This is a genomic window from Streptomyces graminilatus (assembly GCF_001418565.1).
GTDB lineage: Bacteria > Actinomycetota > Actinomycetes > Streptomycetales > Streptomycetaceae > Streptomyces > Streptomyces graminilatus.
Window position 1 is genome coordinate 1 of sequence record NZ_LIQQ01000155.1, and the last position, 14,681, is coordinate 14,681.

At 70.4% G+C, this 14,681-nt stretch carries 12 protein-coding genes and 1 pseudogene; 12 read left to right on the forward strand and 1 reads right to left on the reverse strand.

Annotated features, from left to right (window positions below; genetic code table 11):
* Positions 1–58: 58 nt before the first annotated feature.
* From AOK08_RS15200 to AOK08_RS15255, 12 genes and pseudogenes are all read left to right on the forward strand, one after another.
* Entirely contained in the window at positions 59–1,060 is a 1,002-nt protein-coding gene (locus AOK08_RS15200) for a methionine synthase (RefSeq protein ID WP_055526097.1), read from the forward strand.
* Between the two features lie 15 nt (positions 1,061–1,075).
* Entirely contained in the window at positions 1,076–3,271 is a 2,196-nt protein-coding gene (gene ligA, locus AOK08_RS15205; protein WP_055526098.1) for an NAD-dependent DNA ligase LigA, read from the forward strand.
* A 219-nt stretch (positions 3,272–3,490) separates the two neighbouring features.
* Entirely contained in the window at positions 3,491–5,866 is a 2,376-nt protein-coding gene (locus tag AOK08_RS15210) for a putative bifunctional diguanylate cyclase/phosphodiesterase (RefSeq protein ID WP_055526099.1), read from the forward strand.
* Between the two features lie 140 nt (positions 5,867–6,006).
* Positions 6,007–6,303, forward strand: a complete 297-nt coding sequence (gene gatC / locus AOK08_RS15215) for an Asp-tRNA(Asn)/Glu-tRNA(Gln) amidotransferase subunit GatC (protein ID WP_015036350.1) — start codon at positions 6,007–6,009, stop codon at positions 6,301–6,303.
* Between the two features lie 4 nt (positions 6,304–6,307).
* Positions 6,308–7,810: an Asp-tRNA(Asn)/Glu-tRNA(Gln) amidotransferase subunit GatA gene (gene gatA, locus AOK08_RS15220; protein WP_055526100.1), complete on the forward strand. Its 1,503-nt coding sequence runs from the start codon at positions 6,308–6,310 to the stop codon at positions 7,808–7,810.
* Positions 7,807–8,049: a hypothetical protein gene (locus AOK08_RS15225; RefSeq protein WP_055526101.1), complete on the forward strand. Its 243-nt coding sequence runs from the start codon at positions 7,807–7,809 to the stop codon at positions 8,047–8,049. The genes gatA and AOK08_RS15225 overlap by 4 nt, the downstream gene beginning before the upstream one ends.
* Before the next feature lie 16 nt (positions 8,050–8,065).
* Positions 8,066–9,586 carry an Asp-tRNA(Asn)/Glu-tRNA(Gln) amidotransferase subunit GatB gene (gene gatB / locus AOK08_RS15230; RefSeq protein ID WP_079054037.1) on the forward strand — a complete coding sequence of 507 codons (1,521 nt, stop codon included), beginning with the start codon at positions 8,066–8,068 and terminating at the stop codon, positions 9,584–9,586.
* A gap of 466 nt (positions 9,587–10,052) precedes the next feature.
* Positions 10,053–10,301 (forward strand): annotated as a pseudogene (locus AOK08_RS15235) (hypothetical protein); the annotation flags it as partial.
* Between the two features lie 231 nt (positions 10,302–10,532).
* Positions 10,533–12,836, forward strand: a complete 2,304-nt coding sequence (locus AOK08_RS15240; protein WP_055526102.1) for an MMPL family transporter — start codon at positions 10,533–10,535, stop codon at positions 12,834–12,836.
* Entirely contained in the window at positions 12,814–13,389 is a 576-nt protein-coding gene (locus AOK08_RS15245; RefSeq protein WP_055526103.1) for a GNAT family N-acetyltransferase, read from the forward strand. Before AOK08_RS15240 ends, AOK08_RS15245 begins: the two co-directional genes overlap by 23 nt.
* Positions 13,390–13,443: 54 nt before the next feature.
* Positions 13,444–14,082: a hypothetical protein gene (locus tag AOK08_RS15250; RefSeq protein WP_055526104.1), complete on the forward strand. Its 639-nt coding sequence runs from the start codon at positions 13,444–13,446 to the stop codon at positions 14,080–14,082.
* A 214-nt stretch (positions 14,083–14,296) separates the two neighbouring features.
* Positions 14,297–14,482 carry a hypothetical protein gene (locus AOK08_RS15255; RefSeq protein ID WP_055526105.1) on the forward strand — a complete coding sequence of 62 codons (186 nt, stop codon included), beginning with the start codon at positions 14,297–14,299 and terminating at the stop codon, positions 14,480–14,482.
* On the opposite strand, the gene AOK08_RS45745 is transcribed toward AOK08_RS15255, so the two are convergent.
* A complete protein-coding gene (locus AOK08_RS45745) occupies positions 14,466–14,639 on the reverse strand; it encodes a hypothetical protein (protein ID WP_157876683.1) in 174 nt (57 codons plus the stop codon). The two genes, AOK08_RS15255 and AOK08_RS45745, sit on opposite strands and share 17 nt — an antisense overlap.
* Positions 14,640–14,681 lie beyond the last annotated feature (42 nt).

The window sequence follows — 14,681 nt, forward strand, 5'->3', positions numbered from 1 at the left end:
GCCCCCAGGTACGGGACGGGTAGGGGCGGCGGGGGCGAGGAAACATAGGCTGCCCCCTGTGAACGCGAACCCCACCTTCGGCCCCGCCACCGGCATCGGTTCCCTGCCCGGCGGCGACGCCCGGGAAGCCGTCAAGGCGGCCACCGGGACCTTCGACGACTTCCCCTTCCTCCCCGAACTCCCCGCCAGGGGCCCAGGCGCCGACATGATCGGCCGCACCGCCGGAATGCTCGTCGAGATGTACGCGCGCGTGGAGCCAAGCGGCTGGCGCCTCGGCGACCGCCCAGGCCGGGACACCAAGCGGGCCCGCTCCTGGCTCGGCGAGGACCTCGACGCGCTGGAGGAGTTCACCCAGGGCTATGAGGGGCAGCTCAAGGTGCAGGCCGTGGGGCCCTGGACACTCGCCGCCGCCCTCGAACTGCGCAACGGCGAACTCGCCCTCTCCGACCCCGGCGCCTGCCGCGACCTCGCCGGCTCCCTCGCCGAGGGCATCCGCCTCCACCTCGACGAACTCCGCCGCCGCATCCCCGGCGCCCAACTCGTCCTCCAGCTCGACGAACCGTCCCTCATGGCGGTGCTGCGCGGCCAGGTGAGAACGGCCAGCGGCTACCGCACGCACCGCGTCCCGGACCGCCAGATCGCCGAGGCCACGCTCCGGGAGGTGATCGGCGTGCACCGTGACGGGCCCGTCGTCGTCCATTCCTGCGCCCCGGACGTCCCGTTCGCCCTGCTTCGCCGGGCCGGTGCCGCCGCCGTCTCCTTCGACTTCTCTCTCCTCACCGAACGTGACGACGACGCGATCGGTGAGGCGGTGGAGGCGGGGCTGCGGCTGTTCGCCGGTGTCGTGCCGGGCACGGACGGCCCGTTGTCAGACCCTGCCGGTAGCGTCAGTGGTGTCAGAACGCTGTGGCGCAGGCTGGGGCTGCATCCGGGACTTCTCGCGGAGGCGGTCACCGTCACTCCGTCGTGCGGACTCGCGGGCGCTTCCCCGCGGTACGCATGGGCGGCGCTCGCCCACTGCGTCCAGGCGGCGAGATCACTCGCGGACAACCCAGAGTAACGGGAGGACAACACGGTGGCCGGCGAACAGCACGCACAGACCACATCGGTGCCCGCCGAGGCGCGCGACAGGCACGCCCAGCTCGCCGAGCGCATCGAGGAACACCGCTTCCGGTACTACGTGAACGACGCTCCCGTCGTCAGCGACGCGGACTTCGACAAGCTCCTGCGCACCCTGGAGGCGCTGGAGGAGGAGTATCCAGAGCTGCGCACGCCCGACTCCCCGACCCAGAAGGTCGCGGGGGCGTACGAGACGGACTTCACCTCGGTGGAGCACCGCTCCCGCATGCTCTCCCTCGACAACGCCTTCGACGACCTGGAGTTGGCGGCGTGGGCGGAGCGCGTCCACAAGGACGTCGGCGCCTCCGAGCACCACTTCCTGTGCGAGCTGAAGGTCGACGGCCTCGCCGTCAACCTGACCTACGAGCACGGTCGGCTCACCCGTGCGGCGACCCGCGGCGACGGCCGCACCGGCGAGGACATCACGCCCAACGTGCGCACGATCGCGGAGATCCCGGACCGGCTCACGGGCGACCGGGTCCCGGACCTGGTCGAGATCCGCGGCGAGGTCTTCTTCCCGATGGAGAAGTTCGAGGAGCTCAACGCCCGTCTGGTGGAGGGCGGTGACAAGCCGTTCGCCAACCCGCGCAACGCGGCGGCCGGTTCGCTCCGCCAGAAGGACCCGCGCGTCACCGCCACCCGCCCGCTGCACATGGTGGTCCACGGCATCGGCGCCCTGGAGGGCTACGACCCGCTGACCTGCCTCTCCGAGGCGTACACCCTGCTGCACGGATGGGGCCTGCCGACCACGCGGTACGCGAAGCGGGTCGACGACCTCGACGGCGTACGGGAGTTCATCGCGTACTACGGCGAGAACCGGCACTCCGTGGAGCACGAGATCGACGGCGTCGTCGTCAAGCTCGATGAGATCCCGCTCCAAGGTCGCCTCGGTTCCACCTCCCGCGCTCCTCGCTGGGCCATCGCCTGGAAGTACGCGCCCGAGGAGGTCAACACCAAGCTCATCAACATCCGCGTGGGCGTCGGTCGTACGGGTCGCGTCACGCCCTACGCCCAGGTCGAACCGGTCACCGTCGCCGGCTCCGAGGTCGAGTTCGCCACCCTGCACAACCAGGACGTCGTCAAGGCCAAGGGCGTGCTCATCGGCGACACCGTGGTGCTGCGCAAGGCCGGTGACGTCATCCCGGAGATCCTCGGCCCGGTCGCCGACCTGCGCGACGGCACGGAGAGGCCCTTCGAGATGCCGGCCGTGTGTCCTGAGTGCGGTACGCCGCTGCGGCCCATGAAGGAGGGCGACATCGACCTCCGCTGCCCCAACGGGCAGAGCTGCCCCGCCCAGTTGAGGGAGCGGCTGTTCTATCTCGCCGGGCGCAAGTGCCTGGACATCGAGAACTTCGGTTACGTGGCCGCCGCCGCGCTCACCAAGCCGCTGGAACCGGCCGACCCGCCGCTCGTCGATGAGGGCGACCTCTTCGACCTCACCATCGAGCAACTGCTGCCGATCAAGGCGTACGTCCTGGACCAGGACAGCGGGCTGCCCAAGCGGGACCCGAAGACCGGCGAGGAGAAGATCGCCACCGTCTTCGCCAACCAGGAGGGCGAGCCCAGGAAGAACGCGGTGTCGATGCTCGCCAACATCGCCGCCGCCAAGGACCGTCCGCTCGCCCGGATCATCACCGGTCTGTCGATCCGGCACGTCGGTCCGGTCGCCGCCGAGGCGCTGGCCCGTGAATTCCGCTCGATCGAGCGCATTGAGCAGGCCTCCGAGGAGGAGCTGGCGACCACGGACGGGGTCGGCCCGATCATCGCGGCCTCCCTCAAGGAGTGGTTCGCGGTGGACTGGCATCAGGAGATCCTGCGCAAGTGGCGGGCCGCAGGGGTCCGGATGGAGGAGGAGCACTCCGGCGAGGACGAGGGGCCCAGGCCGCTCGAAGGGCTCACCGTCGTCGTGACCGGCACGCTGGAACACCACACCCGGGACGGCGCGAAGGACGCCCTACAGAGCCGTGGAGCAAAAGTGACCGGTTCTGTTTCGAAGAAGACGTCATTCGTGGTTGTGGGTGACAATCCTGGTTCGAAGTTCGACAAGGCCATGCAGTTGAAGGTCCCTGTGCTGAACGAGGACGGCTTTGCCGTACTGCTCGAACAAGGACCCGAGGCCGCGGCTGAAGTGGCTCTACCTAACGAAGAGTAGGGGTTGAAGACCACCCGATCGGCGCATACCAGATGCATACGGGTGGTTGGGTCGCATTCGGGCAACCGTCGGCGACCGCTGCCCGTGGAAGCCTTCCGCGGCCTACTGTTGACGTAAGCGCCCGCCGTGCCCGGAGCGGTTTCGGACGCGGTGCCGGTTGACGGTTGACGGACATCGGACCGCGTGGCGTGGGCACCGCCGGCTGTGAGAGGGACGGGAATGGAACCGACCGATAGCGCCGCCCCTCCCTCAAGGCTGCTCGGACGCCGGATATCCGGCGTCCGGCGCTGGGGCTCCGCCCTCCTCGCGGGCCGCCCAGGATCCGGCCGGGAGCCGGACGCGCCCCGCCGGACGGCGGGGTTCCTGGAGCGGGCGGGCGTCGGCGTCCGTACATCCGGACGCGCGTCCGGACCGGCGGGCGGCACCGGCACGGCGGGCGGAACAGGAGCGGGAGTCGCGGGCGGTGCCGGACCGTGCGTCGTCGCCGACAGCAGGGTGTCGACCCCGCTGACGGCCCACCTCACCGCCGAGGAGCGCGTCGCCCATCTGCACGCCCACGACCCCGCGCGCCAGTTGACCTGGCCCGCGCTGCCCGCGGCGGTCGTCGCGGCGGCCGGGTTCGTCCTCGGCGCCGGCTTCTACCGGGGCTTCACCGGTCACAGCGCGCTGTTCCCGTCCGGCACCGTCGGCTGGGCCCTCGCCGTGCTCACCGGGGTCATCGTCTTCCACCTCGTCGCCCTCGGCCGCGCCCGCTGGTGGGGCGGCACCGGCTCCGGCTCCGCCCTCACCCTCTCCGTGCTCCTGCTGTTCGGGTGGGTGCCGGCCGGCATGGTCAGCCTCACCGTCGTCGTCCTGGTCGGCGTGGCCCGGCGCCGCCGCTGGCGGGTGGGCCTGCTGCACGGGGCGGTGGACATCCTCGGCATCGGCGCCGGCGCGCTGGTGCTCGCCGCGTTCGGACGGGTCCCGTCCGTCGAGTCACCGTGGAACCCGCAGACCTGGAGTTTCTACACGGCACCCGAGGTGATGCTGGTCGCGGTCGCCTACCTGGTCCTCACCCGCACCCTGCTCTGGTATCTGCACACCCCGCGCGGCGGACTGCCCACGGCCGCCCGCTCCGCCCTGGTCAGACAGGGCCTGGTCGCGGTCGCGCTGCTCGCCATCGCACCGCTGATCTGCGTCGTCGCCGTCGCCCTGCCGATCCTGCTGCCGCTGTTCGCCATTCCGCTCATCGCCCTCGACTCCACCCTGTGGATAGCCAGGGTCCGGGCCGAGGAACAGCTCCGCGACCCGCTGACCGGGCTGCCCAACAGACAATGGCTCCTGGAACGGACCTGGACGGCCCTCGACGACGCCGAACGCATCGACGCGCGGGCCGCGTTGATGCTCATAGACCTCGACCGCTTCCGCTCCGTGAACGACACACTGGGCCACCTCGCCGGTGACCGTCTCCTCCTCCAGATAGCCGACCGGCTGCGCCTCGCGCTTCCGCGCGGCGCGGAGGCCGCCCGGCTCGGCGGCGACGAGTTCGCCGTGTTACTGCCGGTCGTCGACTCCACGACGTCCGCCACCCGCGTCGCCCGCAACCTGGTCACCGTGCTCGGCTCCCCGCTCGACCTCGACGGACTCACCCTCGTCCTGGAGGCCAGCGCGGGCCTCGCCGTCTTCCCCGACCACGCGCTCGACGCGGAGGGGCTGCTGCGGCGCGCGGACGTCGCGATGTACCAGGCGAAGCGGGACCGCACGGGCGTCGAGGTGTACGAGTCCAAGCGGGACTCGAACACCCCGGACCGGCTGGGCCTGCTGGGCGACCTGCGGCGCGCGCTCGACGCGCACGAGGTCGAACTGCACTACCAGCCCAAGGTGCGCTTCGACGGGCAGGTCGCCGGTCTGGAGGCACTGGTGCGATGGGTGCACCCGGAGCGCGGGAAGGTGCCGCCGGACGAGTTCATAGCCATCGCCGAGTCGTCCGGGCTGATGCCCCACCTCACGGAGTACGTACTGGAGACGGCGCTCGAACAGGTCGCCAAGTGGCGCTCCCAGAAGCTGTTCGTCCCGGTCGCCGTCAACGTCTCCCCGCGTGACGTCCACACCCCCGGCTTCGCCGGTTCCGTCGCCGCGCGCCTGGCCCGGCACGGGGTCCCGGCGGGAGCGCTCCAACTGGAGATCACGGAGCACGTGCTCCTGGAGGATCCGCAGAAGGCCGCGGACACGCTGGCCGCGCTGACCGGGCACGGCGTGAAGATGTCCCTGGACGACTTCGGGACCGGGTACTCGTCGCTGGTGCATCTGCGGCGGCTGCCGGTGAGCGAGCTGAAGATCGACCGGTCGTTCGTGGCGCGGCTGGCGGTGGACACGGAGGACGCGGAGATCGTGCGGTGCACGGTCGATCTCGCGCACTCCCTGGGACTGCTTGTCGTCGCCGAGGGCGTCGAGGACGACGAGACGTGGGAACGGCTGCGGGACATGGGCTGCGACGCGGTGCAGGGGTGGCTGGTCGCCGCCGCGATGCCTCCCGAGGAGGCCACGGCCTGGTTGCTGGCGCGGGGGACCCGGGGGTGGCAGCGGCCCCGGGCGGCTCTGCCCGCAGCAGAGTGATTCCGGGCGATCTCTCACCCGAGCGCCGCCCGTTTCCCGCGGCTGCCGGTCGCCGGAAACAATCCCGTGCGCGGGGTGGTTCGTCCGACCCCTAGGATTGGGGCCAAAACCACACCGCACTCACCCCAGAGGATCGCTGCATGCCTGGCATCACGCGCGAGGAGGTCGCCCACCTCGCACGGCTGGCGCGTCTGGAGCTGAAGGGCGAAGAGCTCGACCACTTCGCAGGCCAGCTCGACGACATCATCGGCGCGGTCGCCCGCGTCAGCGAGGTCGCCGACCAAGACGTACCGCCGACCTCGCACCCGCTGCCGCTGACGAACGTCATGCGCGCGGACGAGGTCCGTCCGTCGCTCACCCCCGAGCAGGCGCTCTCCGGCGCCCCGGCCCAGGAGCAGCAGCGTTTCAAGGTGCCGCAGATCCTGGGGGAGGACTAATCACATGACGGACCACAGCAGCATCATCCGGCTCACCGCCGCCGAGACCGCCGCGAACATCGCCTCCGGCGTCCTCACGGCCGTCGAGGTCACCGAGGCCCACCTCGCGCGTATCGAGGAGGTCGACGCGAAGGTGCACGCCTTCCTGCACGTCGACCGGGAGGGCGCCCTCGCCCAGGCCCGCGCCGTGGACGCCAAGCGCGAGCGCGGGGAGACGCTGGGCCCGCTGGCCGGCGTACCCCTCGCGCTCAAGGACATCTTCACCACCGAGGGGATCCCGACCACCGTCGGCTCCAAGATCCTCGAAGGGTGGATCCCGCCCTACGACGCGACGCTCACCAAGCGGCTGAAGGCCGCCGACGTCGTCATCCTCGGCAAGACCAACATGGACGAGTTCGCCATGGGGTCGAGCACCGAGAACAGCGCGTACGGGCCGACCGGCAACCCGTGGGACCTGACCAGGATCCCTGGTGGTTCCGGTGGTGGGTCGAGTGCCGCGCTCGCCTCCTTCCAGGCGCCGCTGGCCATCGGCACGGACACCGGCGGTTCCATCCGCCAGCCCGCCGCCGTCACCGGCACGGTCGGCGTGAAGCCGACGTACGGCGCCGTGTCGCGGTACGGCATGGTCGCCTTCTCGTCCTCCCTCGACCAGGGCGGGCCCTGCGCCCGTACGGTCCTGGACGCCGCGCTCCTGCACGAGGTCATCGCCGGGCACGACCCGCTCGACTCCACCTCGATCGACGCGCCGGTCCCGCCGGTAGTCGAGGCCGCCCGCAACGGCAGCGTCGAGGGCATGCGCGTCGGTGTCGTCAAGCAGTTCCGCGGCGAGGGCTACCAGGCCGGCGTCATCCAGCGCTTCGACGAGTCCGTCGCCCTTCTCAAGGAGCTGGGCGCCGAGATCGTGGAGCTGGACTGCCCGTCCTTCGACCTCGCTCTTTCGGCCTACTACCTGATCGCGCCCTCCGAGTGCTCGTCCAACCTCGCGCGCTTCGACGGACTGCGCTACGGCCGCCGTACGGGCGACGACGGCACGCACTCCGCCGAAGAGGTCACCTCGCTCACCCGTGCGGAGGGCTTCGGCCCCGAGGTCAAGCGCCGCATCATCCTCGGCACGTACGCGCTCAGCTCCGGCTACTACGACGCGTACTACGGCAGCGCCCAGAAGGTCCGTACGCTCATCACGCGCGACTTCGAGAAGGCGTTCGAGTCGGTGGACGTGATCGTCTCCCCGACGACGCCCACCACCGCCTTCCCGATCGGCGAGCGTGCCGACGACCCGATGGCGATGTACCTCGCGGACCTCTGCACCATCCCCACCAACCTGGCGGGCAACGCGGCCATGTCCCTGCCCTGCGGTCTCGCGCCGGAGGACGGACTGCCGGTCGGGCTCCAGATCATCGCCCCGGCGCTGAAGGACGACCGTCTCTACAAGGTCGGCGCAGCCGTCGAGGCCGCCTTCGTGGAAAAGTGGGGGCACCCGCTGCTCGAGGAGGCACCGTCGCTGTGAGCAATGCTCTTTCGAAGGCCAAGGGCTTCAAGAAGTCCAAGTCCGGCACGTACCTGTCCATCGCGACCACCGCGTTCGGAGCCGTCAGCGTCGTCAAGCAGGCCAGGAAGGCCCGCTCGGAGAGCGACACGCTGCGCCTCATCGACGCGGCCGTGTCCGCCGCCGCCATCGTCACCGGCCTCGCCATCCTCTACCGCGAGCTGAAGCGGCTGGGCGACGACGACGTCCTGCTGGGCTGAGAGGGAAGTTTTCACCGTGACCACCACGACCGACACCGAACTGGTGTCGTACGAGGACGCGCTGGCGTCGTACGACCCCGTCATGGGCCTTGAGGTCCACGTCGAACTCGGCACCAGGACCAAGATGTTCTGCGGCTGTTCGACCGAGCTGGGCGGCGAGCCCAACTCGCAGACCTGCCCGACCTGCCTCGGCCTGCCCGGCGCGCTCCCGGTCGTCAACGCGACCGGCGTCGAGTCCGCCATCAAGATCGGCCTCGCGCTGCACTGCGAGATCGCCGAGTGGTGCCGCTTCGCCCGGAAGAACTACTTCTATCCGGACATGCCGAAGAACTTCCAGACCTCCCAGTACGACGAGCCGATCGCCTTCAACGGCTACCTCGACGTCCAGCTGGAGGACGGCGAGACCTTCCGCGTGGAGATCGAGCGCGCCCACATGGAGGAGGACACCGGCAAGTCGCTGCACGTCGGCGGCGCGACGGGCCGTATCCACGGCGCCTCGCACTCGCTGCTCGACTACAACCGCGCCGGCATCCCCCTCATCGAGATCGTCACCAAGCCGATCGAGGGCGCCGGTGAGCGCGCTCCCGAGGTCGCCAAGGCGTACGTCGCCGAGCTGCGCGAACTCATCAAGGCGCTCGGCGTGTCCGAGGCCCGGATGGACCAGGGGCAGATGCGCTGCGACGTGAACCTGTCGCTGCGCCCGCACGGCCGCGAGAAGTTCGGCACCCGCAGCGAGACGAAGAACGTCAACTCGCTGCGTTCCGTGGAGCGCGCGGCCCGTTTCGAGATCCAGCGGCACGCCGCCGTGCTGAACTCGGGCGGGACGATCATCCAGGAGACCCGGCACTTCCACGAGGACACCGGGTCGACGACCTCGGGCCGCGTGAAGGAGGAGGCCGAGGACTACCGGTACTTCCCCGAGCCGGACCTGGTACCGGTGGCCCCCGCCCGTGAGTGGGTCGAGGAGATCCGCGCCGGGCTGCCCGAACTGCCGCTGGCCCGCCGCAACCGGCTCCTCGCGGAGTGGGGTGTCACGGCGACCGACATGCAGGCGATGCTCAACGCCGGTGCCATCGACCTGATCGTCGCCACCATCGACGCCGGTGCCGACGCGACCTCCGCCCGCAAGTGGTGGATGGGTGAACTCGCGCGCAGCGCCAACGAGTCGGGCACCCCGCTCGACGAACTGGCCATCACCGCCGAGCAGGTCGCCCGGGTCTCCGCGCTGGTCGCGTCGGGCGACCTGAACGACAAGCTGGCCCGCCAGGTCATCGAGGGCGTCCTCGCGGGCGAGGGCACCCCGGACGAGGTCGTCGAGAAGCGCGGTCTGAAGGTCGTCTCCGACGACGGCGCGCTCAACACGGCCGTCCAGGAGGCCATCGCCGGCAACCCGGGCATCGCCGACAAGATCCGCGGCGGCAAGGTGGCCGCGGTCGGCGCCCTGGTCGGCGCGGTCATGAAGGCGACCCGCGGTCAGGCCGACGCGGCCCGCGTCAAGGAACTGATCCTTGAGCAGTTGGGCGTCAGCGAAGGCTGAGCCGAGCGGCGAACAGCGGCCGAGGGGTGCATCGGGTTCCCGGTGCGCCCCTCGGCCTTTGCCGCCATCCCGGCTACGTGCGGGCATCCTGGGCCCGCAGCCGGATATTCAGATGGTCGCGCTACGCTCCCGCGCCATGGACGCGAAAGACGAGACCCGAGAGAACGAGGAGGAGCGCAAGGACGTGCGCGAAGAGGTGCGCGACGAGGTGCGCGAAGAGGTGCGCGAGACGGAGCGCGAGGCCGAAGCCGAAGTCAAAGTCGAAGCCGAAGTCAAAGTCGAAGCCGAAGCCGAAGGCGAAGACGAAGGCGAAGACGAAGGCGAAGGCGAAGGCGAAGTCACAGAGAAGCCTGAAGAGGAACTCGACGACGAGCGCGACACCAAGGACGAGGACGAGCTCGACGACGAAGAGGACGACGAAGAGGACGACGAAGAGGACGAGTACGAGTACGACGAAGAGGACGCGGAGCTGGACGCCCGGCGGGCCCGCTGGACGGCCACCGGGACCGGGGCGCTGCTGGCCCTCGTGGGACTCGCCGCCGCCACGATCCGCCTCCTCGGCCCCGCACCCGTGCTCGTGCCCGCCGCGTACGCCCTCGGCGCCGCCATATGTGTGCTCGCGGCGGTTTTGGGGTCACGGGGACGCACCCGGCGGGCCCTGTGGCTGCTGATTGTCGGCGTAATGGTGATGGCGCTCGGAGACCAGTTCGACTGAGCCCTACGAGCCCTTTATGTAGTCGTCCTCCGAGGTGACAGACCCCCTGTGATTGTCCTGTGATGTGACTCGCAATCTTGTGAATAAGGGCACTAACGGCTCAAACGATCATCAGCGCCTGTAACAGTGGTTCGGCATCGCTCTTGCGTTCTTTCGTCTCTTCGCGGGCTGTTCTGTTCATTCACGACTGCTCCCGGCCAAAGATCCATATGTCAACCAGGGAGCACGTCTGTGGCAGTCCTCGCGCGCTGGTGTGTCAGGCACCGCCTCGTCGTCGTTCTGCTCTGGCTCGCCGCCTTCGCCGGGGTGACCGCGGCCGCGGCCGTCGCGGGCTCGGCGTACTCGAACGACTACGAGGTCCCCGGCACCGAGTCGGGCCGCGCCGCCCACCTCCTGGAGAAGGGTTTCTCCGGGCTCGGGGGCGACACCGACACCGTCGTCTGGCACACCCGCTCCGGCACGGTCCGCGCCACCGACGTCGAGCAGCCGATGACCCGCACCCTGGACCGCATCGCGGACCTGCCCGGCGTGGCCTCGGTGGTCAGCCCCTACGAGGGCGGGGGCAGCGGCCGGATCAGCGCCGACGGGCGTACGGCGTACGCCACCGTCACCTTCGACAAGCCGGCCGAGGACGTCGGTGTGGGCGAGGCACGGGCCGTCGTCGGCGCGGCGGAGGCGGCGCGCGGCGACGGGCTCCAGGTGGAGCTGGGCGGCAGTGCCATCGCGCTCACCCAGTCGTCCGGCGGGCACCTCGCCGAGATCGTCGGCGTGGTCGTGGCGGGCGTCGTGCTGTTCCTCGCCTTCGGCTCGCTCGCCGCATCCCTGCTGCCCATCGCCACCGCCCTGGTGAGCGTCGGCACGGCGTACGCCGGGATCGGGCTCCTCGGGCACGCGATGACCGTCGCCGACTTCGCGCCCATGCTCGGCATGCTGATCGGCCTCGGCGTGGGCATCGACTACGCGCTGTTCATCGTCACCAGACACCGGCGCGGCCTGAAACGCGGCCTGCCCGTCGCCGAGGCCGCCACCAACGCCGTGACCACCACGGGACGGGCTGTCGTCTTCGCGGGCGCGACCGTTTGCATCGCGCTGCTGGGGATGCTGATCCTGCGCCTCGGCTTCCTCAACGGGGTCGCGATCGCGGCCTCGCTGACGGTGGTCCTGACCGTAGCGGCCTCCGTGACCCTGCTGCCCGCCCTGCTGTCGTTCATCGGGCCGCGCGCCCTGAGCCGGCGCGAGCGGCGCAGGCTGGCCGAGCACGGGCCCGAACCGGAGCTGCCCACCGGGTTCGCCGCCCGCTGGTCCGCGTTCGTCGAGCGCCACCCCAAGCTGCTCGGCGGCGCCGCCCTGGCCGTCATCGCGCTGCTCGCCGTGCCCACCCTCTCGCTCCACCTCGGCACCTCCGACCAGGGCAACAACCCGAGGACGACGACCACACGCCAGGCCTACGACCTCCTCGCCCACGGCTTCGGCCCCGGCGTCAACGGCCCCCTCACCCTGGTCACACACGTCTCCGACGCCGAGGACAAGCTCGTCCTCGACAACCTCGGCACGACCTTGCGGACCACCGAGGGCGTCGCGTCGTCCTCGCCGGTCACCTACAGCGCCGACGGCTCCACCGGGTACCTCACCGTCGTACCGGAGTCCTCCCCGCAGTCCGCGCGGACCGGCGACCTGGTGGAGCGGCTGCGCGAGAAGGTGCTCCCGCGCGCGGAGACCGGCACCTCGCTCGACCTGCACGTCGGCGGTGTCACGGCCAGCTATGACGACTTCGCGGCTGTGATCGTCGGCAAGCTGCCGCTGTTCGTCGGTGTCGTGATCAGTCTGGGCTGTCTGCTGCTCCTGCTCGCGTTCCGGTCGATCGGCATCCCGCTCAAGGCCGCCGCGATGAACGTGGCCGCCGTCGCCTCCGCGTTCGGGGTCGTCGTCGCGATCTTCCAGTGGGGCTGGGGGAGCGAACTGCTGGGCCTCGGCAGCGCGGGCCCGATCGAACCCTTCCTCCCCGTGATCATGGTCTCCGTCCTCTTCGGACTCTCCATGGACTACCAGGTCTTCCTGGTCAGCCGGATGTACGAGGAGTGGCTGGAGACCGGCGACAACCGGCGGGCCGTACGGGTCGGCCTCGCCGAGACCAGCCGCGTGATCAACTCGGCGGCGGTCGTCATGATCTCCGTCTTCCTCGCCTTCGTCCTCTCCGGCGACCGGGTGATCGCCATGTTCGGCATCGCGCTGGCCGCCGCAGTCGCCCTCGACGCCTTCGTCCTGCGTACGCTCCTGGTGCCCGCGCTGATGCATCTGCTCGGCGGCGCCAACTGGTGGCTGCCCCGCTGGCTGGACAAGCGCCTGCCCCGCATCAGCATCGAGCCGCCCGAGTGCCGCGCCGCCGCCGCGCAAATCCCGGGCGCCCGGAAGGCCGACCGTGCGAGCATGCCGGACGTGATCGACATGGACGTCATGGACGTCGTCGACGCTGTGGACGTACGGGACGTACTGGTGAAGGAGCGACCACAGGATGTACGCGATATCCCTGGGTGACGACGGCGCCGAACTCCGGCCCCTGGAGCCCTGGCACGCCGAGGAGTTCCTCGCGCACCTCGACCGGGGACGGGAGTTCATCACCCGCCACATCCCCTTCGGCATGAAGTCGACGGACGTCGACTCCGCGCGGGAGCAGCTCCAGCAGTACGCCGACCGGCGCGCCGCCGACTCCGGGTCGCTGCACGGGATCTGGCTGGACGGGAAGCTCGTCGGCGGAGTGCTGTTCCTCAACTTCAGCGCGGAGCACGGCAACTGCGAGGTCGGCTGCTGGCTGGAACCGGCCGGCACCGGACGGGGACTGATCACGCGCGCGATGCGGGTCCTCATCGACTGGGCGATCGACGTACGCGGCATGCACCGTGTGGAATGGCACGCGTCGTCCGTCAACGAGGCGAGCATCAACGTGGCGCGGCGGCTGGGGATGAGCCGTGAGGGCCTGCTGCGGGAGAACTATCCGCACCGGGGTGTCCGCGCGGACACCGAGATCTGGGCGGTACTCGCGCCCGAATGGCGCGACGCACGCGCGCGTGCCGCTCACAAGGATCGTTGACGATCGTCAGCGATCATTAAGGAACTTCTCAGACGACGTCCGTACGGTGCGGGCATGGGAACCAGGACAGCAGACGAGACCGGCGCCGAGACCGGTACCGAGGCGAAGAGTGACGACGTGAAGAGCGGTAACGACACGGTGGACATCACCAAGGACGAGCAGTCGGCGCAGGCCGAGACCGAGACCCACACCGACACCAAGGCGGAGACCCTGGGTGACGCGGACGAGTACGAGGGCGAGGCCGACCTGACGGACCTCGAGAAGGCGGAGCTCGCGGCCCTGACGGAGGGCCCCTCCGACGTGGGACAGGGCGCCGCCGCCGTCGTGTCAGCCATCCTCGGCTTCGTCTCGCTCACCGGCAGCTGGCTGGGCACGGTGGCCGGGGCGCGCGAGGGGCTCAAGGGCCAGCTGGCACTCCAGGCCGCGCAGTCGCCGAGCATCGCCACCGTCGTCAAGGAGCAGTACGGCGACGCCTGGCAGACCACCGCGCTGTGGGGCGGCATCTTCGCCCTGCTCGGGCTGCTCGTCGCCGTCGCGGCCCTCGCCCGGCCCGCGTTCGGCGCCCCGGGCAGGCCGCAGGCCGCCTGGATCAAGTCGGTCTCCTGGGCGGGCGTCGCCCTCGGCGTCCTCGGACTGCTCCTCGCGGTCCTGAAGTACACCGACGTCCTGCTGGGCCTGCCGTCCACGTCCTGACCCGGGAGCGGGAATCACCGCAGGTCATGAGGGGCCTTAGGCCGGTCGTAAGCACCTTACGGCCCGCCCGGGGCCCCTCACCCGTTTCTAAGGCCCCCACCCCCTCGGAAGATGCGGAACTCTCCCGATGTGGCGCACCCACCTGGGAGACGAAGGTTGAGACATCGCGGAAAGCGATGAACGACCGACTCGCCAGAGACTTGAGGGGCACCACATGTTCGAGTACGAACTCCAGCAGATGCGTTCCGCCGAACTGCGCCGCGAGGCCGCCGACGAGCGACTGGCCCGGGAGGTCGTCCGAGGCGCCCGTGCCGCCCGCCGAGAGGCAGCCGGCCGAGCCGCCGAGGGCGAGGTGCATTCCGACGGCCAGCGCCGGCACTGGTTCACCCGGGCCGCATGAGCACGGGGGGCCGGGCGCCCCGCAACGGGCCGGTCGCCGTGTCGGTGACCGGCCTTTCGGCTGCCCCGGCACCGGGCCGGACGTCCGGCCCGGCGCGCACCAACTCCAGCACCAACTCCAGCATCAACTCCAGCACCAGAGCCATCACCAGATCCATCACCTGGGCCGTCGGCCCGATAACCAGTCCCGCGATGTCAGA

Bases quoted from the DNA above. Each gene is read 5' to 3' on its own strand.
- AOK08_RS45745 (WP_157876683.1), bottom strand. From the start codon at position 14,639: ATGGATCTGGTGATGGCTCTGGTGCTGGAGTTGATGCTGGAGTTGGTG.
- gatC (WP_015036350.1), top strand. From the start codon at position 6,007: ATGCCTGGCATCACGCGCGAGGAGGTCGCCCACCTCGCACGGCTGGCG.
- AOK08_RS15245 (WP_055526103.1), top strand. From the start codon at position 12,814: ATGTACGCGATATCCCTGGGTGACGACGGCGCCGAACTCCGGCCCCTG.
- AOK08_RS15255 (WP_055526105.1), top strand. From the start codon at position 14,297: ATGTTCGAGTACGAACTCCAGCAGATGCGTTCCGCCGAACTGCGCCGC.
- AOK08_RS15210 (WP_055526099.1), top strand. From the start codon at position 3,491: ATGGAACCGACCGATAGCGCCGCCCCTCCCTCAAGGCTGCTCGGACGC.
- gatA (WP_055526100.1), top strand. From the start codon at position 6,308: ATGACGGACCACAGCAGCATCATCCGGCTCACCGCCGCCGAGACCGCC.
- AOK08_RS15250 (WP_055526104.1), top strand. From the start codon at position 13,444: ATGGGAACCAGGACAGCAGACGAGACCGGCGCCGAGACCGGTACCGAG.